At 71.9% G+C, this 18,849-nt stretch carries 17 protein-coding genes; 12 read left to right on the forward strand and 5 right to left on the reverse strand.

Features of this window, described 5'->3' with window-relative positions:
* Nucleotide 1 precedes the first annotated feature (1 nt).
* Together G4Z16_RS30905 and G4Z16_RS30910 are read left to right on the forward strand one after the other, a co-directional pair.
* Nucleotides 2-460, forward strand: a complete 459-nt coding sequence (locus G4Z16_RS30905; protein ID WP_197353855.1) for a DUF4442 domain-containing protein — start codon at nt 2-4, stop codon at nt 458-460.
* Between the two features lie 213 nt (nt 461-673).
* On the forward strand, nt 674-1,369 hold the full coding sequence (locus G4Z16_RS30910; RefSeq protein WP_197353856.1) for a DedA family protein: 696 nt from the start codon (nt 674-676) through the stop codon (nt 1,367-1,369).
* A gap of 10 nt (nt 1,370-1,379) precedes the next feature.
* On the opposite strand, the gene G4Z16_RS30915 is transcribed toward G4Z16_RS30910, so the two are convergent.
* The gene (locus G4Z16_RS30915) at nt 1,380-1,922 is read right to left on the reverse strand and encodes a gamma carbonic anhydrase family protein (RefSeq protein WP_197353857.1); all 543 of its coding nucleotides are present in this window, start codon (nt 1,920-1,922) and stop codon (nt 1,380-1,382) included.
* Nucleotides 1,923-2,048: 126 nt separating this feature from the next.
* Between G4Z16_RS30915 and G4Z16_RS30920 the strand changes: the two genes are divergently transcribed.
* Entirely contained in the window at nt 2,049-2,798 is a 750-nt protein-coding gene (locus G4Z16_RS30920) for an acyltransferase (protein WP_197353858.1), read from the forward strand.
* Between the two features lie 28 nt (nt 2,799-2,826).
* Here the strand turns inward: G4Z16_RS30920 and G4Z16_RS30925 are convergent, their stop codons facing one another.
* Nucleotides 2,827-3,696: a DMT family transporter gene (locus G4Z16_RS30925; protein ID WP_197353859.1), complete on the reverse strand. Its 870-nt coding sequence runs from the start codon at nt 3,694-3,696 to the stop codon at nt 2,827-2,829.
* Nucleotides 3,697-3,798: 102 nt separating this feature from the next.
* On the opposite strand from G4Z16_RS30925, the gene G4Z16_RS30930 reads away from it, so the two are divergent.
* Both G4Z16_RS30930 and G4Z16_RS30935 read left to right on the forward strand, forming a co-directional pair.
* On the forward strand, nt 3,799-4,371 hold the full coding sequence (locus G4Z16_RS30930; protein WP_197353860.1) for a helix-turn-helix domain-containing protein: 573 nt from the start codon (nt 3,799-3,801) through the stop codon (nt 4,369-4,371).
* A gap of 43 nt (nt 4,372-4,414) precedes the next feature.
* Nucleotides 4,415-4,966 (forward strand): YbaK/EbsC family protein, encoded by a 552-nt coding sequence (locus tag G4Z16_RS30935; protein WP_197353861.1) that lies wholly within the window; start codon nt 4,415-4,417, stop codon nt 4,964-4,966.
* Between the two features lie 44 nt (nt 4,967-5,010).
* On the opposite strand, the gene G4Z16_RS30940 is transcribed toward G4Z16_RS30935, so the two are convergent.
* Together G4Z16_RS30940 and G4Z16_RS30945 are read right to left on the reverse strand one after the other, a co-directional pair.
* The gene (locus G4Z16_RS30940; RefSeq protein ID WP_246531160.1) at nt 5,011-5,502 is read right to left on the reverse strand and encodes a GNAT family N-acetyltransferase; all 492 of its coding nucleotides are present in this window, start codon (nt 5,500-5,502) and stop codon (nt 5,011-5,013) included.
* Nucleotides 5,503-5,536: 34 nt separating this feature from the next.
* Nucleotides 5,537-5,944: a CoA-binding protein gene (locus G4Z16_RS30945; protein WP_197353862.1), complete on the reverse strand. Its 408-nt coding sequence runs from the start codon at nt 5,942-5,944 to the stop codon at nt 5,537-5,539.
* 75 nt (nt 5,945-6,019) lie between these two features.
* On the opposite strand from G4Z16_RS30945, the gene G4Z16_RS30950 reads away from it, so the two are divergent.
* The 7 genes from G4Z16_RS30950 to G4Z16_RS30980 all read left to right on the forward strand — a co-directional run bounded on the left by G4Z16_RS30950 (nt 6,020) and on the right by G4Z16_RS30980 (nt 16,823).
* A complete protein-coding gene (locus G4Z16_RS30950; protein ID WP_197353863.1) occupies nt 6,020-6,646 on the forward strand; it encodes a YigZ family protein in 627 nt (208 codons plus the stop codon).
* A 181-nt stretch (nt 6,647-6,827) separates the two neighbouring features.
* Nucleotides 6,828-8,360, forward strand: coding sequence for an MFS transporter (locus G4Z16_RS30955; protein ID WP_197353864.1), 1,533 nt, complete (start codon nt 6,828-6,830; stop codon nt 8,358-8,360).
* 171 nt (nt 8,361-8,531) lie between these two features.
* Nucleotides 8,532-10,376, forward strand: a complete 1,845-nt coding sequence (asnB, locus tag G4Z16_RS30960; protein WP_197353865.1) for an asparagine synthase (glutamine-hydrolyzing) — start codon at nt 8,532-8,534, stop codon at nt 10,374-10,376.
* Nucleotides 10,377-10,493: 117 nt separating this feature from the next.
* Nucleotides 10,494-11,300 carry an SDR family NAD(P)-dependent oxidoreductase gene (locus tag G4Z16_RS30965; protein ID WP_197353866.1) on the forward strand — a complete coding sequence of 269 codons (807 nt, stop codon included), beginning with the start codon at nt 10,494-10,496 and terminating at the stop codon, nt 11,298-11,300.
* 267 nt (nt 11,301-11,567) lie between these two features.
* On the forward strand, nt 11,568-12,803 hold the full coding sequence (locus G4Z16_RS30970) for an exonuclease SbcCD subunit D (protein WP_197353867.1): 1,236 nt from the start codon (nt 11,568-11,570) through the stop codon (nt 12,801-12,803).
* The gene (locus tag G4Z16_RS30975) at nt 12,800-15,925 is read left to right on the forward strand and encodes an AAA family ATPase (protein WP_197353868.1); all 3,126 of its coding nucleotides are present in this window, start codon (nt 12,800-12,802) and stop codon (nt 15,923-15,925) included. Before G4Z16_RS30970 ends, G4Z16_RS30975 begins: the two co-directional genes overlap by 4 nt.
* Nucleotides 15,926-15,995: 70 nt before the next feature.
* The gene (locus G4Z16_RS30980) at nt 15,996-16,823 is read left to right on the forward strand and encodes an SDR family oxidoreductase (protein ID WP_197353869.1); all 828 of its coding nucleotides are present in this window, start codon (nt 15,996-15,998) and stop codon (nt 16,821-16,823) included.
* Between the two features lie 215 nt (nt 16,824-17,038).
* Here the strand turns inward: G4Z16_RS30980 and G4Z16_RS30985 are convergent, their stop codons facing one another.
* Nucleotides 17,039-18,742 (reverse strand): DUF885 domain-containing protein, encoded by a 1,704-nt coding sequence (locus G4Z16_RS30985; RefSeq protein WP_197353870.1) that lies wholly within the window; start codon nt 18,740-18,742, stop codon nt 17,039-17,041.
* Nucleotides 18,743-18,849 lie beyond the last annotated feature (107 nt).

An 18,849-nucleotide genomic window follows, 5' to 3' on the forward strand; every position in this document is an offset into this window, starting at 1 on the left:
CATGTCCTCCACAGATTCCCTTCCGTCCATCGGCCAGATGATGGCGGACACCGTCCCCATGGTCCGCACCCTCGGCCTCGAGTTCTCCGAGACGAGTGCCGAGCGGGCAGTCGTCTCGCTGCCCGACCAGGGCGCTTACCACAACCACGTCGGGGGCCCGCACGCCGGCGCCATGTTCACGCTCGCCGAGTCGGCCAGCGGTGCGATCGTCCTCGCCGCGTTCGGCGACCAGCTCTCCCGCGCGGTGCCGCTGGCCGTACGGGCTGAGATCGGCTACAAGAAGCTGGCCATGGGCCCGGTGACCGCGACCGCCGAACTGGGCAGGCCCGTGGCGCAGGTGCTGGCCGAACTGGACGCGGGGGAGCGGCCCGAATTCCCCGTGGAGGTGAAGATCTCCCGCGAGGACGGCGCCGTCACGGGCGAGATGACGATCATCTGGACGCTGCGCCCGAACAACTGACGACAGGACGCTGCTCCCGCACATCTGACCGTTCCGGGGAGCGGCGGCTTCCGCTTGAGCGGTGTGACCTGCGGCATCCTCCCGTGGCGCCGCCCGGCGTTTCCCGGCATCGGTTAGGCTGCCCGCACGCGCGCCCCGCGACGGTCCGGGCGCGTGCGCGGGACGCGGCAGAACAGGGCCTCCCGCGTCCATCACCGGCGGGAGGAAGCTCAGTTGCACGTCCAGGAGTGGCTCGAGAGCGTGCCGGCCGTGAGCGTCTACCTCCTGGTCGGGGTCGTCATCGGGCTCGAGAGCCTGGGCATTCCGCTCCCGGGTGAGATCGTCCTCGTCAGTTCCGCGCTCCTCGCCTCCCAGCACGGCGAGATCGATCCCTTGATCCTCGGCGCCTGCGCCAGCACGGGCGCGATCATCGGCGACTCCATCGGCTATGCGATCGGCCGCAGGGGCGGCAAACCGCTGCTGACGTGGCTCGGCGGGAAGTTCCCGAAGCACTTCGGGCCGCATCATGTCGCCAGCGCGGAGCGGGCCTTCGAGAAGTGGGGGATGTGGGCGGTCTTCTTCGGCCGCTTCGTCGCGCTGCTGCGCATCTTCGCCGGGCCGCTCGCGGGTGTGTTGAAGATGCCCTACTGGAAGTTCCTCACGGCGAACGTGCTGGGCGGCATCGTCTGGGCGGGCGGCACGACGGCCGTCATCTACTACGTCGGCATCGTCGCCGAGGCCTGGCTCAAGCGCTTCTCGTGGATGGGCCTGGTGATCGCCGTGCTCTTCGGCGTCGGCTCGATGATCGTGATGCGGCGGCGCGCCCGCAAGGCCGAGGCCGAACATGTCGCCCTGGCCGCGGAGGGCGAGCCGGACAGCGGATCCGGCGAGGACCGCGCCGGATCCGGGGCGGTCCGCGCCGGCGACTGACGCCCGGAGCTCAGTCCTCCACGGGGGAGAACTCGTCCCGGTGGTTACGGGCGAGGTGCTGGTACACGGCTGCGTTGGCCTTGATGCCCTCGTGCTCCTCCGACGTCAGCTCCCGCTTGATCTTCGCCGGCACGCCCGCCACCAGCGATCCCGGCGGCACCTGCATGCCCTGCGGCACGAGCGCGTGGGCGGCGACCAGTGAACCGGCCCCGATGACGGCCCCGTTGAGGACCGTGGCGCTCATGCCGACGAGGACGTCGTCCTCCACCGTGCAGCCGTGCAGTACCGCGTTGTGCCCTACCGAGACGCCCGAGCCGATGTGCGTGGGGAACCCCGGGTCGGCGTGGACCGTGCAGTTGTCCTGGATGTTGGAGCCCTCGCCGAGCGTGATCACGTCGCAGTCCGCGCGCATCACCGCTCCGTACCAGACGCTGGATCCCGCGCCGATGGTCACGGCCCCCACGACCACGGATGTCGGTGCGGTGTAGGTGTCCTCGTCGAGCTTGGGCTCCCTGCCGCTCACACCCGCGATCACCGCTCGCTGTTCCGTCATCGTCGTCTCCGCTCGATCCCCGGCCGGTCGGCACCGGCCCCTACTTGAACCGTATGCGATGGGTGGGCGGAAGATCACAGGGGCCTGTACGGGTCCACGACGGCCCCGCCCGGCTACCGTGACGGCGTGCGATCCATCCGGAACACCTTCGCTGCTCTCGCCTCCCGTGCGGTGCACGGGATATGGCGCCGGGCGCAGTACGCAGGTGCCATCACCGCGGAGCGCCCCGGGCCCTACGCATTCCGCCGCATCGGGACCGGCACCCGGCTCGCCTTCCCGCAGGGCACCGTCTTCGGCACGCCCTGGATAGAGATCGGCGACCACTGCGTGATCGGGCAGGAGGTGACCCTGGCGGCCGGGATGCTGCCGGACCTCGACCTCGGCCCGGACCCGGTCCTCACCATCGGCAACGGTGTGGTCCTCGGGCGCGGCAGCCATGTCATCGCCGACGTACAGGGATCCGTCACCTTCGGCGACGACGTCTACTGCGGCCCGTACGTCTACATCACCTCGACCAACCACTCCTACGACGACCCGCACGAACCAGTCGGCAAGCAGTGGCCGCGCAGCGCGGCCGTGGAGATCGGCAGCGGCAGCTGGCTCGGTGCCGGCGCCGTGATCCTGCCGGGAGCGCGGCTGGGACGGAACGTGGTCGTCGCCGCCGGCTCGGTCGTGCGGGGCGAGGTCCCCGATCACGCCGTGGTGGCCGGCGCCCCCGCCCGGATCGTGCGCCGCTGGGAGGGCGAGCGGGGCTGGCAGCCGCCGCTGCGCACGCCCGCGCCCGTACCGGTGCCGGAAGGCGTCACCCCTCGGCAGCTGCGCGCGGCAGCCGAGCTGGCCGCCTGCGAGGAGGAGCCTGCCCCACGGCCTCGTTGACCGGATGGGGACTCAGACGTGCGGGTGGTCAGGACGACGCCAGCAGCACCGTGCCGACCAGAGCCAGCCCGGCCCCCGCGGTCTGCACCGCCCGCAGCCTCTCCCGCAGCACACCCCGCGCCGCGAGGGCGGTGACCACGGGGTAGAGCGAGGCGAGCACCGCGGCCGTCGTCACGGGTCCGTACGACGTGGCCAGCATGTACGTGCCGTTGGCCGCGACGTCCGCGAGGCCCACGAAGGCCAGCGCGGGCAGCGCCATGGTCAGGGCCCTGCGGCCCCCTTCGGCGGGCAGCGCAGGCGTGCCCCGCCTGACCTGCACGTACAGGGCGGCGCCTCCCACGGTGACGTTGCACACGCGCTGCACGAACAGCGCGAGGAAGAGGCCGGCCATGGTGCTCGTCCCGGCGTGCTCGATCAGCGCCATCACCGCGCCGAAGCCCAGTGCCGAGATGAGGGTGAGAGCGATCGTCTTGCGCTGCACGGGTGCGCCGCGCAGCTCCGGGCCGCCCGCGAGGACAACTCCGGCGACCGCGACGGTGATGCCGGCGGCCTGGATCCAGCCGGGCCGTTCGCCCAGCGCCAGGCCGGCCGTGACGGGGACGACGACGGCGAGCGAGGCCAGCGGTGAGACCACGCCCATCGGTCCCTGGGAGAGCGCCTTGTAGAAGGCCAGCATGGCCACCGGGCCCACGAGACCCGCAGCCGCCGCGAACCACAGCTGCCCGCCCCACTCGCTCCAGCCGCCCATGGCGATCACGATTGCCCCGAGCACCACGGCCGCCAGCGCCTGGGAGACCACCACGACCGTCAACGCGGACATGCGCCTGGTGAGCAGCCCTCCGCCGAAGTCGGCCAGCCCCCACATCAGGCTGGTGACCAGGGCCAGAGCAGCGGTCATGAGACACCTCGCAGTACAGTGGCGTGAACAAGGAAGTACAACGCAGCGCAGTTTAGCAAACTGAACTCTCGCATTCAGAATATTGGACGGTGTACGGAGCCCGTGACGGATCTCGACCACCTCACGCAGTCCCTGGCCCGCAATCTCAAGCGCCGGCGGCAGGAACGCGGCTACACCCTCGACGCCCTCGCGGCCCGCGCCGGTGTGAGCCGGGGGATGCTCATCCAGATCGAGCAGGGCCGCACGAACCCGAGCGTGGGCACCGTCGTCAAGGTGGGGGACGCCCTCGGCGTGAGCATCACCACCTTGCTCGACTTCGACCAGGAACCGCAGGTGCGCCTCGTGCCGGCGGAGCAGGCGGTGCGGCTGTGGTCCACGGAGGCGGGAAGTCACAGCACGCTGCTGGCCGGTGCCGAGTCTCCCGGCCCGCTGGAGCTGTGGTCGTGGCGGCTCATGCCGGGCGAGGGAAGCCGCTCGGACCCGCACCCGGCCGGGACGACCGAGCTGGTGCACGTACGCGAGGGCATGCTCACCCTGAACGTCGAAGGCAAGGACTACGAAGTGCCCGCGGGAACCTCCGCGTCCTTCGAGGCGAACGTGGCGCACGGCTACCACAACGACGGTGGGGAGCCGGTCGAGATGACCATGGCCATCTCCGTCCCCGCACCGCGCTGACCGGCTCTCCCGCGGCCTGCGGGCCGGTGTTAACGTGCCGCGCATGCGCGCACCCATCGGGAACTTCGAATCGGCTGCCCCCGCCGCGTCGGTCGAGCACTTCACCGGGCCGGCTGCCGAGGCCATCCGTGGCTGGAAGGGCGCGGTGCCGCGCGATCAGCTGCTCCACGTCGACACGGACCCCGCGAAGGCGGACACCGCCGTCTTCATCGAGAACTACGGCGAGGACCTCCTCGGTACGTCCGCCAACTGCGTCGTCGTCGCGGCGAAGCGGGGCGGCGAGCGCACGCTCGCCGCATGCGTGGTGCTCTCCACGACGCGCGTCGACGTCAACGGAGCTGTCCGGCGCCAACTGGAGGCGCGCAAGGCGTCGTTCGCGCCCATGGACACCGCCGTCGAGGAGACCGGCATGGAGTACGGCGGCATCACGCCGATCGGCCTCCCTGAAGGCTGGCCCGTCCTCATCGACTCCGCGGTCACCGATCTGCCGTGGACACTGATCGGCAGCGGGCTCCGGCGCGGCAAGCTCATCGTCCCGGGCAAGGCGCTGGCCGAACTGCCGGGTGCCGTCGTCCTGGAGGGCCTGGGCATCTGAGCATGCGCCGGGACCGGTGAGCCTCGCCGCCGGCCCGAACGTCCTCAGCCGCGTCCTGACAGGTCGATCGAGAGCGCGATCGAGTGCTCGCTGAAGCCCATGGAGCGGTACAGAGGTTCGGCGTCCGGGCTCGCGTGGAGGTCGACCCGGGTCACGTCCCGCTCGGCGAACCACTCCAGCAGTGCTTCGGTCGTGGCTCGTGCGTAGCCGCGGCCCCGGTACCGCTCGTCCGTGCAGACGCTGAAGACGAAGCCGAAGCGCCCGGCGGGATGCCTCGGCGCGGGCAGGCGTTCCTCGATCCTGCCCACCGCGCACGCCGCCAGATGCGGCGGCCCCGGCCGGTCGCCGTCCACCACGAACGCGCCCAGCCATTCGCCGCCCGAGAGCTCCCGGTCCAGCTGACGGCGGGCCATCCGTTCCGCGTCACGCTCCCACGGGCCCGGCTCGTCCCGTCCGTGCATGCCCAGGAACATCAGCCGCCGCAGCCGCACGAGTTCGGGGGCGTCGTCCGGGGACGCCATCCGGGTCGTGATCACGACCACGCACCATAGCGGCGCCGGGGGATGCGGTTCATTTCAGTTTCGGGATCTCGATCGCAGGACAGCGGTCCATGACCATCTCCAGGCCGGAGGAGCGCGTGCGCTCGTAGGCGGCCTCGTCGATCACTCCCAGCTGGAACCAGACCGCCTTCGCGCCGATGTCGACGGCCGCGTCCGCGACGTCCCCGGCCAGGTCGGAGTTGACGAAGACGTCCACGACGTCGACGGGGAAGGGAATGTCGGCCAGCTTCGCGTAGCCCTGCTCCCCGTGCACCGTCTCGGCCTTGGGGTGCACCGGCACCACGCGCTTGCCGAAGCGCTGGAGGACGCCCGCGACTTCGTACGCCGCACGCGCCCGGTTCGTGGACAGGCCGACGACCGCCCATGTGTCGCCCGACTCCGTCAGGATCCTGCGTACGGTCTCAGTGTCTGCGTACATGATCTCTCCAACGAGCGGTGGCGGCCTGACCATTCCCGGGCCGGGCCCCGGTGGGCCCGCACGTAGGGTGCCCGTATGCAGGAGCAGTACGTCACCGTGTCCGGTGAGGGCGAGCACGAGACCGAGGTCAGCCGCTCGCGCTTCGTGTGCGTCCTGGCTCCCGCGGCCTCCGAGGAGGAGGCGAGAGCCTTCATCGCACGGGTGCGCGCGCAGCACCCGGGGGCGACCCATCACTGCTGGGCCTACGTCATCGGCGCGGACGGGGGCCTGCAGAAGTCCGACGACGACGGCGAACCGGGCGGCACCGCGGGCCTGCCCATGCTGCAGATGCTCACGCGGCGCGGGATTCGCTGCGCCGTCGCGGTGGTCGTGCGCTACTTCGGCGGCACGAAGCTGGGGGCGGGCGGCCTGATCCGCGCGTACGGCGGGGCCGTCGGCGAGGCGCTGGACGCCGTCGGCACGCGTGTACGGCGGCGCTACCGGCTGGTGACGGTCACGACCGACCACCAGCGTGCGGGCAGGCTGGAGAACGACCTGCGCTCCAGCGGGCGTTCGGTGCGCGAGGTCACCTACGGAGCCGAGGTGACGATCGAAGTGGGGCTGCCGGAGGCGGAACTCGACGACTTCCGCGGCTGGCTCGCGGACAGCACCGCCGGCACGGCTCGACTGGCGGTCGGCGGCGAGGCATACGGGAGTCCCTGACGTCTCCGCGGGCTTCCGGTTCGCGGGAGCGCCCGCGCTCCTTGGCGTCCCAGGTCCCGTCCTTGCCGAGTGCTGGCCCTGAGGCCCGCCGCTGATCTTTTGCGGCCCCCGCAAACCGGACATAACGTGACGACTGCGAAGCGTCTCCGTCCCGTCAGCCGTGGAGCCGAGAGGTCCGTCGATGCCCCCCAGTCCGGCCGGTCCGTCGCCCGGCGGCGGTGCGGGCGCAGGGGCCGCCCCGGCTGCCGGCGAGGAGAGCCCGACCCCACACCGCTGGCTGGCGCTGACGGTCATCGCGCTGGCCCAGCTGATGGTCGTCCTGGACGCGACGATCGTGAACATCGCACTTCCCTCGGCGCAGCGGGACCTCGCCTTCTCCAACGACGGCCGGCAGTGGGTCATCACCGCATACACGCTGGCCTTCGGCAGCCTGCTCCTGCTCGGCGGCCGGCTGTCCGACCTGATCGGGCGCCGCAGGACGTTCGTGACGGGCCTCATCGGATTCGGCGCCGCGTCCGCTCTGGGCGGGGCCGCGAGCACCTTCTCGGCGCTTGTCGGCGCACGGGCGCTGCAGGGCATGTTCGGGGCGCTGCTCGCTCCCTCCGCACTGTCCCTGCTGACGACCACGTTCACCCAGCCGCGTGAACGCTCCCGTGCGTTCGGCATCTTCGGCGCCATCGCGGGGTCCGGGGCAGCGATCGGGCTGCTGCTGGGCGGCCTGCTCACCGAGCAGCTGAGCTGGCGCTGGACGCTGTACGTCAACGTCTTCATCGCCGTCGTGGGGGTGGTCTGCGGCATGACGATCCTGCCTCCGCACCGGCCCACCCGGCGCCCGAAGCTGGACCTGCTGGGAACCGCGCTGGTCGGCGGCGGGCTCTTCTGCCTGGTCTACGGCTTCTCCAGCGCCGACACGGAGAGCTGGGGCGACTGGCGGTGCTGGGGCTCGCTCACGCTCAGCGGTCTGCTGCTGGCCGGCTTCGTCGTCCACGAGTCGCGCACCAGAAACCCTCTGCTGCCGCCGCGCGTCGTGCGGGACCGCAACCGTGCCGCGTCCTTCATCAGCATCTTCGTCGCGGGTGCCGGGATGTTCGGCGTCTTCCTGTTCCTCACGTTCTACCTGCAGAGGACGCTCGACTACTCGCCCGTCAAGACGGGCCTGGCGTTCCTGCCGATGGTCCTCGCGCTGGTCGCCACCGCGCAGCTCTCCACGAACGTGCTGATCCCGCGCATCGGGCCGAAGCCCGTGGTGCCCACGGGAATGGGACTCGCCACGGTCGGGCTGGTCTGGCTCACCGCGCTGAGCCTGCACAGCGGCTACGCGGCACATGTCCTGCCGCCGCTGCTGGTGCTGGGCGTCGGGCTGGGTCTCGTCATGCCGTCCGCGATCAGCCTGGCCACGCTGGGTGTCGTCAAGCGGGACCAGGGTGTGGCCTCCGCGACCGTCAACACGATGCAGCAGGTGGGCGGTTCGGTCGGCACGTCCCTGTTCAACACCATGGCGGCCCACGCCTTCAGCGACTACGTACGCACCCATCCGCGCTCGCCGGACCTGATCGCGCGGGCGAACGTCCACAGCTTCGCGATCGCCTACTGGTCCGCTGCGGGATTCTTCGCGGCCGGACTGATCGTGACGGGACTGCTCTACCAGCGGGGACGGCCGCGGGACCTGGTGGCCGGCCGGACGACGGGCGACGAGGCCGAAGCCGAGAACTGAGAGCGTGCCGCCGCTGCTCTTCCCCGACTTCCAGGCCCGGCCGGAATTCGCGGGCTCGTCCCCCGACCCGGTTGACTGAGGCAACCGAAAGGGCTGACCCTGGCCAGGTAGTTGCCATATACAACTGATTGGACCGGGGCCGGCGCCGGCCGGCCCGGACTGGGAGAGAGCATGTGCGGAATCGCCGGCTGGGTCTCGTTCGACCGCGATCTGTCGCGCGAGCGCGAGACCGTCGAGGCGATGACGGAGACGATGTCCTGCCGCGGCCCCGACGACAGCGGGACCTGGATCGCGGGCCCGGCCGCTCTGGGCCACCGGAGGCTGGCCGTGATCGACCTGCCCGGAGGACGCCAGCCCATGAGCACGGAGGGTTCCTCGGAGCACACGGCCGCCATGGTCTATTCGGGGGAGTGCTACAACTTCGAAGGGCTGCGCAGCGAACTGCGCACCCGGGGGCACCACTTCAGCACCTCCTCCGACACCGAGGTCGTGCTGCGGGGCTACCTGGAGTGGGGCGAGGCCGTGGCCGAGCGCCTCAACGGCATGTACGCGTTCGCGATCTGGGACGAGCGTGAGCAGAAGCTCGTGATGATCCGCGACCGCATGGGCATCAAGCCCTTCTACTACTACGCGACCGACGACGGCGTCCTGTTCGGGTCGGAGCCGAAGGCGATCCTCGCCAATCCGCTCGCCCGGCCCGCGGTGGGCGCCGACGGGCTGCGCGAGCTGTTCACCCTGATCAAGACTCCGGGGCACGCCATCTGGGAGGGCATGCGGGAGGTCGAGCCCGGCACCGTGGTCACCGTCGGGCGCACAGGCATCCGCACCACGCCCTACTGGTCCCTGGAGACCAGGCCCCACACCGACGACCAGGAGACATCGGTCGCCCGCGTACGCGACCTGCTCGAGGACATCGTCAGCCGCCAGCTCGTCGCCGACGTACCGCGCTGCACCCTGCTCTCCGGCGGCCTCGACTCCTCGGCACTGACCGGGATGGCCGCACGGCAACTGGCCGCTGAGGGACAGCGCGTTCGCAGCTTCGCGGTGGACTTCGTGGGCCACACGGAGAACTTCGTCGCCGACGCACTGCGGGACACGCCCGACGGGCCGTTCGTGCACGACGTCGCGGACAGCGCGGGAACGCTGCACGAGGACATCGTCCTCTCCTCGGAGGAACTCGCCGATCCGCGGCTGCGGTCGAGGATGATCCGTGCACGCGACCTGCCGATGGGCTTCGGAGACATCGACACCTCCCTGTACCTGCTGTTCAAGGCGATACGCGAACAGTCGACGGTAGCGCTGTCGGGCGAGTCGGCCGACGAAGTCTTCGGCGGGTACAAGCAGTTCTTCGACCCCCTGGCACAGCAGTCGGAGACCTTCCCCTGGCTCGCACGGATCCAGGAGATGGCCGGAGAACCCGGGGAGTACCTCACCGAGGAGGCACGCAAGGCTCTCGACCTGGCCACGTACACCCAGGACAGCTACAACGAGGCGGTCTCCGGCATCCAACGCCTGGAAGGCGAGAGCGACTTCGAGTTCCGCATGCGGAAGATCTGCCACCTGCACCTGACCCGCTTCGTGCGCGTACTGCTGGACCGCAAGGACCGCGCCAGCATGGCCGTCGGCCTGGAGGTCCGAGTGCCCTTCTGCGACCACCGGCTCGTGGAGTACGTCTACAACACCCCGTGGAGCCTGAAGTCCTTCGACGGCAGGGAGAAGAGCCTGCTGCGCGAGGCCACCGCGGACGTGCTGCCGCGCTCCGTGTACGACCGGGTGAAGAGTCCGTACCCCTCCACGCAGGACCCGAAGTACGTCGCCGCCGTCCAGAAGACGGCATCCGACATCCTGGCCGCGCCCTCGCACCCCGTCTTCGAACTCGTCAGCCGCCAATGGCTGCAGAGCGCCGTGGAAGCCGACAGCGCCCGGATCAGCCCGGGGCACAGGCACGGCCTTGAGCACGCACTCGACCTGGCCCTGTGGGTGGACATGTACGCACCCGCCCTTACGCTCTCCTGAGCGCATCGCCAGGATGCGGCGGGGAGCGCGGGCCGCGCTCCGGTGCGTCCGGTCACTCCCCGCCGCATCCGGCACGCGTCAGCACATCCGGCACGTACGAAGGACGGCGAGGCAGCCATGGCTCAGCAAACGGCATCTCCCGAGGGTGAGTTCGGCGGGCAGGTCGCCGTCGTGACCGGCGGTGCATCCGGCATCGGACTCGCTGTGTCCACCGAACTGGCGCGGCGGGGCGCGCGGGTGTGCGTACTGGACCTCGCCCTTCACGAACTGCCGCCCGGGCTGGAGGGCTTGACCTGCGACGTCACCGACCGCGCCTCGGTGAATGCCGCGCTGAGTGCGGTCGACGAACGCTTCGGACGTCTTCACGTGCTGGTGAACAACGCCGGCATCGGTGCCCAGGGCACGGTCGAGGACAACGACGACGAGGAGTGGCGCCGGGTCCTCGACGTCAACGTGACCGGCATGGCCCGGGTCAGCGCCGCCGCCCTTCCGCTGCTGCGCCGCGCAGCGGCGACCGGGGACGGCGGGGCACCGGGCGGTGCCGCGATCGTCAACACCTGCTCCGTCGCGGCGACCGCAGGGATCCCGCAGCGAGCCCTCTACTCGGCCAGCAAGGGCGCCGTCCTCTCCCTCACTCGTGCGATGGCCGCCGACCACGTTCGCGAGGGCATTCGCGTCAACTGCGTCAACCCCGGTACGGCCGACACCCCGTGGATCGGCCGGCTGCTGGATTCCGCTCCCGACCCGGCAGCCGAACGGGCCGCGCTCGAGGCGCGGCAGCCGATGGGGCGGCTGGTCTCGGCGGCGGAGGTCGCTGCCGCCGTGTGTTACCTGGCGGGCCCGTCGGCCGGTGCCACGACCGGCATCGAACTCGCCGTCGACGGCGGCATGCAGGGGCTGCGGCTGCGCCCCTCCGCGGACTGACGCTCACAAGACGTGACTGCCCGACGCTCGCCGGCCGGGGTCAACTCGCCCTGCGGCGGGCGGCTTCCGTGTCCGTGGTCGTGCGGAGCGGGGCGATGCCTCGTCAGGTGAACGGCTCTTCAGGGCCGTTGGTCGGGGCCCTGAGTGAAGGGTGGTGAACGTCCGTACCGCGCAAGGCGATTCCCGCGTTGTCAGTGGCGACTGGTAGACCGGTCCGTGATCAGACGACCTACGACGGGGAGCGCGCGTGCGGGCGGGAGCAGTGCTGTGAGATTGCTGCACACATCGGACTGGCACTTGGGCCGGAGCTTTCACCGCGTCAGCCTGCTCGATGCCCAGCGGGACTTCCTCGGCCACTTGCTCCGGACCGTCGAGGAGGAGCAGGTCGACGCCGTCCTCGTCGCAGGCGACGTCTACGACCGGGCCGTGCCCCCGCTGGCGGCCGTCTCGCTCTTCGACGAGGCGCTTCACCGGCTCGCACGGCTGGGCGTGCCCACCGTCATGATCTCCGGCAACCATGACTCGGCCCGCCGACTGGGCGTCGGTTCCGGGCTGATGGAGCACGCCGGTGTCCACCTGCGCACCGACCCTGAGGGCTGCGGCACCCCCGTGCTGCTCTCCGACGCTCACGGAGACGTGGCCTGCTACGGGCTGCCGTACCTGGAGCCGGGGCTCGTGTCCGCGTCGCTGGGCGCCGAGGGCAGCGGCCACACCGCCGTGCTGCGGGCCGCGATGGACCGGGTCCGCGCCGATCTCGCATCCCGTCCCGCCACCACGCGCGCCGTCGTCCTCGCCCACGCCTTCGTCCACGGGGGCGAGTCCTCCGACAGCGAGCGGGACATCACCGTCGGAGGAGTGGCCTCGGTGCCCGCCTCCGTCTTCGACGGCGTCCACTACGCGGCGCTCGGCCATCTCCATGGCTGTCAGACCATCAGCGAGCGCGTGCGCTACTCGGGTTCGCCGCTCGCCTACTCCTTCTCCGAGGCCGCCCACCGCAAGTCCATGTGGATCATCGACCTCGACGCGGAGGGAGAGGTCGGCGCGCGCCGCATCGACTGCCCCGTCCCGCGGCCTCTCGCCCGGCTGCGCGGCAGCCTGGAAGAGCTCCTGCACGAGCCTGCCCACGCGGCGCACGAGGAGGCGTGGGTCGAGGCCACCCTCACCGACGCCACCCGGCCGCACGGGCCGATGGCCCTCCTGTCCGAGCGGTTCCCGCACATCGTCAGCCTGGTCTTCGACCCCGAGCCCACCGGCGAGTCGGAGCCTGAGGTCTCTTACGCGCGGAGGCTGAAGGGCCGCAGCGACCAGGAGATCGCCGAGGACTTCGTGGGCCACGTCCGCACCGGCCGGGCCGCCGACAGCGGAGAACGCAGGATGCTCGGCGAGGCCCTGGAGGCCGCCCGTGCCGAAGACATGGCGGACGGGGCCACGGACCGGGCGCCGGGGGAGTACGGACGGTCGGGCGCCGAAGGCTCCCCGGAACGCGCGGAGGTCCGCCGATGAGGCTGCACCGGCTGACGGTCACGGCCTTCGGGCCCTTCGCAGGCACGCAGCACGTCGATTTCGACGAACTGTCCGCCGCCGGGCTCTTCCTCCTGCACGGTCCCACGGGCGCGGGCAAGACCTCCGTGCTCGACGCCGTCTGCTTCGCCCTGTACGGGACCGTCCCCGGCGCGCGCCAGCAGCCCGGCGGGACGCTCCGCAGTGACCATGCCGCGCCCGGCACCCTGACCGAGGTCGTGCTCGACCTCACCGTGGGAGGCCGCCGGCTCGAGATCACCCGCCGCCCGGAACAGAGCCGCCCCAAACGCCGCGGCACCGGCAGCACACGGGAGCGGGCGCAGTCATGGCTGCGCGAGTACGACGCGGGCACCGGGGAATGGCGGGGCCTGAGCCGCTCGCACCAGGAGATCGGCGAAGAGATCGCCCAGCTCACCGGCATGAGCCGTGACCAGTTCTGCCAGGTCGTCCTGCTTCCGCAGGGCGACTTCGCCCGATTCCTCCGGGCGAGCGCCGAGGACCGCGCGAAGCTGCTCGGACGGCTCTTCGACACGGGCCGGTTCGCCGCCGCGGAGGAACAGCTGGCCCGGATGCGGCGAAGCGCGCAGGACGAGGTGCGTGCGGGGGACGAGACGCTGCTCGGCCTCCTGCACCGCATGCGGCAGGCGCTCGGCGGCGGGGGCGACCCGGACGGGACCGCCCCCCGCGGCCTGGGCACCGCCGAGGAGGACGCGGGCGGCGCGCTGCCCGGTCAGCGCGCACGTGAGGCCACGCGCCGGCAGGGCCAGCCTCATGACGGGCCCGCCGGAGAGGATTCCCTGTCGCCGGGTGCCCCGGGGCTGACCGCGGCCGTACTGGAATGGGCCGCCCTGGCCCGTACGAGCGCCCGCGAACGGCTGGACATCGCGGTCATCGCCTCCGCCACCGCCGAATCGGCACACGCCGAGGCGATGTCGCAGCTTGCCGAGACCCGCGAACTCGCCCGGCGGCAGCGGCAGTACGCCGACGCGGAGGAACGCGCCCGGGACCTGGAGGAACGAGCGGCCGAACGCGAGGAGACCCGGCAGCGCCTGGAGCGCGCCCGCGCCGCCGCGGCGGTCGCCCCCGCGGTCGCCCTCCACGAGTCCGCGGTCGCCGCCCATGAGACGGCGCTGGCCGAGCAGACACAGCGCCGCGGCCTGCTGCCCGCGGAGCTGAGCGAGGCGCCCGCGCCCGAACTGGCGCGCATGGCGGGGGAGTACCGCCAGGAGCTCGGCTCACTGGACGGAGCGCGGCGCGCGGAGGAGCGCCGCCGGGACATCGACGGTGAACTCGCCGGACTGGAACGCGAATCGCGCACGGACGAGGAGACGCTGCGCGAGGCCACGGACTGGCTCTCACGCTGGGAGAGCGAGCGCCATACGCACCAGCAGCGCGTCGACCGGGCGCTGGAAGCCGCCACTCGGGCCGAGCAGTTGGCGGGCCGGCTGGAGCCGGCGAAGCAGCGCCTCGACGCCGCCCGGCGCCGCGACGAACTGACGCAGCAGGAGGCGGAGGCCGGGCAGAGGCTCCTGGACGCACGTGAGTCGGCGGCCGAGGCCCACGAGGAGTGGCTGCGCCTCAAGGACCAGCGGCTGCGCGGTATCGCGGCCGAACTCGCCGCCCAGCTGCGCGACGGCGAGCCCTGCACCGTCTGCGGAGCAACCGCGCACCCCGATCCGGCGCTCCCCGGAGCCGGAGCCGTCGACCAGGCCGCCGAGGACGGGGCGCTGACCGCGTACCGCACGGCCGAAGCAGCGCGCGAGGAGGCGGACGCCGCGGCGCACCGCCTGCGCGAAGCGCTGGCCGCGGCCGTGGCCGAGTCGCAGGGAGAGGAGACCGGAGCGCTCAGCGCCACTGTCGCGGAGCTGGCAGAGGCACATGAGCGCGCACGTGAGGAAGCGGCCGACGCCCACGCCGCACGGGAGGCCCTCGCACGGGCCGAGCGGGAGCACTCCGAACGCCTCGCTCAGCTGCAGACCGCCGAGCGCCGCGTCGCTGCCCGTACGTCGCACCGGGAGGCGCTCCAGCGTGAACGGGCCACGGCGACGGCCCAGTTGGAGAAGGCCCGCGGTGACGCCCCCAGCGTCGCCGAACGCGCAGCGGTCCTCCAGCGCCGCACCGCCCTGCTCGACGAGGCCGCCGACGCCGCCCGCAGGGCACAGGAGACCGGGAGCCGTGTCGAGGAGACCGCCGCACAGCTTGCCGCCGCAGCGGACCGCGCGGGATTCGAGAGCCCCGGCGCAGCGGGCGCCGCGGTCCTCGGCGACGATGAACAGCGCGTCCTCGCAGGGCGGTTGGAGGAGTGGAGGGCAACCGAGGCCACCGTCGGCACCGAGCTGAAGGACCCGGACCTGATCGCGGCGGCGGCGCTCCCGCCGGCTGACGCCGAAGCCGCGCAGTACGCCACGGATGAGGCCACCCGCCGTCTGCGCGCGGCCTCGGCCGCCGAGGACGCCGCCCGCACGCGCTGCGCCGAGCTCGACAGGCTCACCCGGCAGGCCGTCGACGGTGCGCGGAGGCTCGCTCCCCTGCGTGAGGCCCATGAGCGGGTGGCGCACCTCGCGGGTCTGGCGGCCGGCACCTCTGCGGAGAACGAGCACCGGATGCGCCTGGAGTCCTATGTGCTGGCCGCCCGCCTGGAGCAGGTGGCCGCGGCCGCGAGCGCCCGTCTGTCCCGCATGTCCGCGGGCCGCTATACCCTCGTCCACTCCGACGCACGCGCCGGCGGGCGGGCACGCTCCGGGCTCGGTCTCCATGTCATCGACGCCTGGACCGGGGCGGAGCGCGACACGGCGACGCTCTCCGGCGGTGAGACGTTCTCCGCGTCCCTCGCGCTGGCCCTCGGCCTCGCCGACGTCGTCACCGACGAGGCCGGCGGCACAAGACTGGAGACCCTCTTCATCGACGAGGGATTCGGCAGCCTGGACGAGCAGACCCTCGACGAGATCCTCGACGTCCTGGACTCCCTGAGGGAACGCGACAGGTGCGTGGGCATCGTCAGTCACGTCGCCGACCTGCGGCAACGCATCCCCGTCCAGCTGGAAGTCACCAAGTCCCGGCAGGGCTCGGCGCTGCACCACCGGTCGGCACCGGCCCACACCTGAGCGGCGTGGCGGGTCCGCCGCGCGGGAAATCCAGCTGACGTGAGCGCTGAGGGGCATCAGGCTGTGCGCCATGACCTCCTCACCTCGCCGCGACCCGCTGCCGCTGCGCGGCCGCACCGCCCTCGTCACCGGAGCCAGCCGCCGTGCCGGCATCGGGCTTGCCGTGGCCCGCCGTCTGGCGGCCTACGGCGCGAGTGTCTACATGCACCACCATCGACCGCACGACTCCGCACAGCCCTGGGGCAGCGACCCGGACGAGCCCGAAGCGCTCGCCGACGCCGTTCGCTTGGTGGCCGCGCCGGGCGCGACCGTCGCACACGGCCCCGGCGACCTCACGGCAGCCGGGGCGCCGTCCCGCCTGATCGCCGAGGCATCGGAGGCACTGGGCGGAAACGGGCTGGACATCCTCGTGGCCAACCACGCGCTCAGCGGCAGCGACGGGCCGCTCGAAACGGTCGACGCGGAGATGCTCGACGCGCACTGGGCGGTGAACACGCGCTCGGTGATCCTGCTGATCCAGGCCTTCGCACGTCTCCCGCGCCCCGACGACGGCCCCGCAGGCCGGATCGTGGTGATGACTTCGGGCCAGGACGTACGGGGCGGCATGCCCGAGGAGGTCTGCTACAGCCTCGCGAAAGGGGCGCTGGCCTCGTCCGTACGTACTCTCGCGACGGCGCTCGCACCCCGCATCACCATCAACGCGGTCAACCCCGGCCCCGTGGACACCGGTTACCTTCACGGCGAGGAACACGCCGCGGTCGCCGCGCTGTTCCCGGGCGGCCGCTGGGCCACGCCCGACGATCCGGCACGCCTCGTCTCCTGGCTCACCACGGACGAGTCGGCCTGGATCACCGGCGAGGTCATCAACTCCGAGAACGGCTTCGCGCGTTCACTGTGACGGTCAATGAACCGACCAGTCGACGGGCCGATTTGTCGCCAAGTCGCTCAACCGACGAAGTGTGCTGTCCCAGGGGGACGTTGTCCGGGCCGAAGGGGGCCGTGGGCCGAAGGGGGGCCGTGGGTCGACGAGCGCTCCGAGCGGTGTGCGCCCGGCCTCAACAGCCGGGCGCACACGCCGCGTTCATCCAGGCCGGTACGGGCCCTGGCGGGGCGTCAGAGCGCTGACAGCTCCGCAACCAGGTCGTCCAGACCCAGCGACCCCTGCGACAGGGCGGCCATGTGCCACTGCTTCGGGTCGAATTCGTCCCCGTGCGCCTTGCGTGCCGCCTCACGTCCCGTCAGCCAGGCGCGCTCGCCCAGCTTGTAGCCGATCGCCTGCCCCGGCATGCCGAGGTAGCGCACCAGCTCGCTCTCCACGAAGTCCGCGGGACGGCCGCTGTGCATGCCGAAGAACTCCTGCGCGAGCTCGGGGGTCCACTGCTCGCCCGGACGGAAGGGCGAGTCGTCCGGGATGCGCAGCTGAAGATGCATGCCGATGTCGACGATGACCCGCGTCGCGCGCATCATCTGCGCGTCCAGATAACCCAGCCGCTGCTCGGCGTTGGCGAGGAAGCCGAGCTCGTCCATGAGCCGCTCCGCGTACAGCGCCCAGCCCTCGGCGTTGGCGCTGACCATGCCGACCGTCGTCTGGTAGCGGGAGAGTTCGTCAGCGACGTGTGCCCACTGCGCCAGCTGCAGATGGTGGCCCGGCACGCCCTCGTGGTACCAGGTGGAGACCAGGTCGTAGACGGGGAAGCGGGTCTCACCCATGGTGGGCAGCCAAGTGCGGCCCGGGCGGGAGAAGTCCAGTGACGGCTGGGTGTAGTACGGCGCCGCCGCGCCGCCCGGGGGAGCGATGCGGGACTCCACGCGCTTGACGCGCTCGGCCAGTTCGAAGTGGGTGCCGTCCAGCTTCTCGATCGCCTCGTCCATGAGGCCCTGAAGCCACTCGCGCACCTCGTCGACCCCTTCGACGGCCTCGCCCTCGGTGTCGAGATGGCGCAGAGCCTCCCACGGAGTGGCAGCGCCCGGCAGGATCTTCTCCGCCTCGGTGCGCATCTCGCCGAGCAGCCGGTGGAATTCGGCCCAGCCGTAGGCGTACGCCTCGTCCAGGTCGAGGTCCGCGCCGTTCCAGTAGCGCGCCCACCGGGCGTACCGCTCGCGGCCGACGGTCTCCGGGGAGCCGGCGACGCCGGGCTGGTACACGTCACGGAGCCAGTCGCGAAGCTCCCTGATCGCACCGGTTCCCTCGGCCGCGGCGGACTCGAGGACCTCGTGCAGCGCCTCGGGGCCTTCCGCCGCGAAGGCGGCGAACCAGCCCTTGCCGTCGCCGTTCTCCCCTTCGCCGACCCACTCGTCCAGCTGCCCGAGGACGGTGGAGACCTGGCGGGGCCCCGCGTGCAGACCCTTGGCCAGACCGGCCTCGAGCGACTCGCGGTAGCCGTCGAGGGCCTCGGGCACCGCGCGCAGCCGCTGGGCGACGTTCGTCCAGTCCGCCAGCGTCTCCGACGGCATGACGGTGAAGATCCCGCGCACCGCGTGGACGGGGGAGTGGAGGTTGCTGACAGCACGCAGGCCTTCCTGCGCGTCGTGCACGGCGAGTTCCGCCGTCAGCCGCTCCCGCAGCAGCCGGGCGCAGCGCCGTTCCGCGTCGCTGTCGGCTCCGGGCCGCTCCTCGGCCTCGGCGAGACGGCGCAATGTGGTGCGGCTCAGCTCGGCGAGGCCCTCCTGACCCGCAGGGGAGAAGTCGGGAAGGCGGCTGTGACTCTCCGGCACTCCGAGGTACGTGCCGGTGATCGGGTCGAGTTCGACGAGAGCGTCGACGTAGGCGTCGGCGACCTGTCGCGGCAGGGGGGTGGGGTTCATGGGATCGGACATGCTCCCATCCTGGTACGCGCAGGCCCCCGGCGTCATCAGCATCCGCCGTGCCGGGGGCCCGCGAGGCTTCCACTGGTCACCGGCCCGCCGCGGTCACCCTGCGGTGC

This window comes from Streptomyces bathyalis (assembly GCF_015910445.1).
GTDB classification, from domain to species: domain Bacteria; phylum Actinomycetota; class Actinomycetes; order Streptomycetales; family Streptomycetaceae; genus Streptomyces; species Streptomyces bathyalis.

Excerpts from the sequence above, each read along its gene's own strand:
- G4Z16_RS30905 (WP_197353855.1), top strand. The coding sequence starts at position 2 with ATGTCCTCCACAGATTCCCTTCCGTCCATCGGCCAGATGATGGCGGAC.
- G4Z16_RS30915 (WP_197353857.1), bottom strand. The coding sequence starts at position 1,922 with ATGACGGAACAGCGAGCGGTGATCGCGGGTGTGAGCGGCAGGGAGCCC.
- G4Z16_RS30925 (WP_197353859.1), bottom strand. The coding sequence starts at position 3,696 with ATGACCGCTGCTCTGGCCCTGGTCACCAGCCTGATGTGGGGGCTGGCC.
- G4Z16_RS30935 (WP_197353861.1), top strand. The coding sequence starts at position 4,415 with ATGCGCGCACCCATCGGGAACTTCGAATCGGCTGCCCCCGCCGCGTCG.
- G4Z16_RS30945 (WP_197353862.1), bottom strand. The coding sequence starts at position 5,944 with ATGTACGCAGACACTGAGACCGTACGCAGGATCCTGACGGAGTCGGGC.
- G4Z16_RS30950 (WP_197353863.1), top strand. The coding sequence starts at position 6,020 with ATGCAGGAGCAGTACGTCACCGTGTCCGGTGAGGGCGAGCACGAGACC.
- G4Z16_RS30955 (WP_197353864.1), top strand. The coding sequence starts at position 6,828 with ATGCCCCCCAGTCCGGCCGGTCCGTCGCCCGGCGGCGGTGCGGGCGCA.
- asnB (WP_197353865.1), top strand. The coding sequence starts at position 8,532 with ATGTGCGGAATCGCCGGCTGGGTCTCGTTCGACCGCGATCTGTCGCGC.
- G4Z16_RS30965 (WP_197353866.1), top strand. The coding sequence starts at position 10,494 with ATGGCTCAGCAAACGGCATCTCCCGAGGGTGAGTTCGGCGGGCAGGTC.
- G4Z16_RS30975 (WP_197353868.1), top strand. The coding sequence starts at position 12,800 with ATGAGGCTGCACCGGCTGACGGTCACGGCCTTCGGGCCCTTCGCAGGC.
- G4Z16_RS30980 (WP_197353869.1), top strand. The coding sequence starts at position 15,996 with ATGACCTCCTCACCTCGCCGCGACCCGCTGCCGCTGCGCGGCCGCACC.
- G4Z16_RS30985 (WP_197353870.1), bottom strand. The coding sequence starts at position 18,742 with ATGTCCGATCCCATGAACCCCACCCCCCTGCCGCGACAGGTCGCCGAC.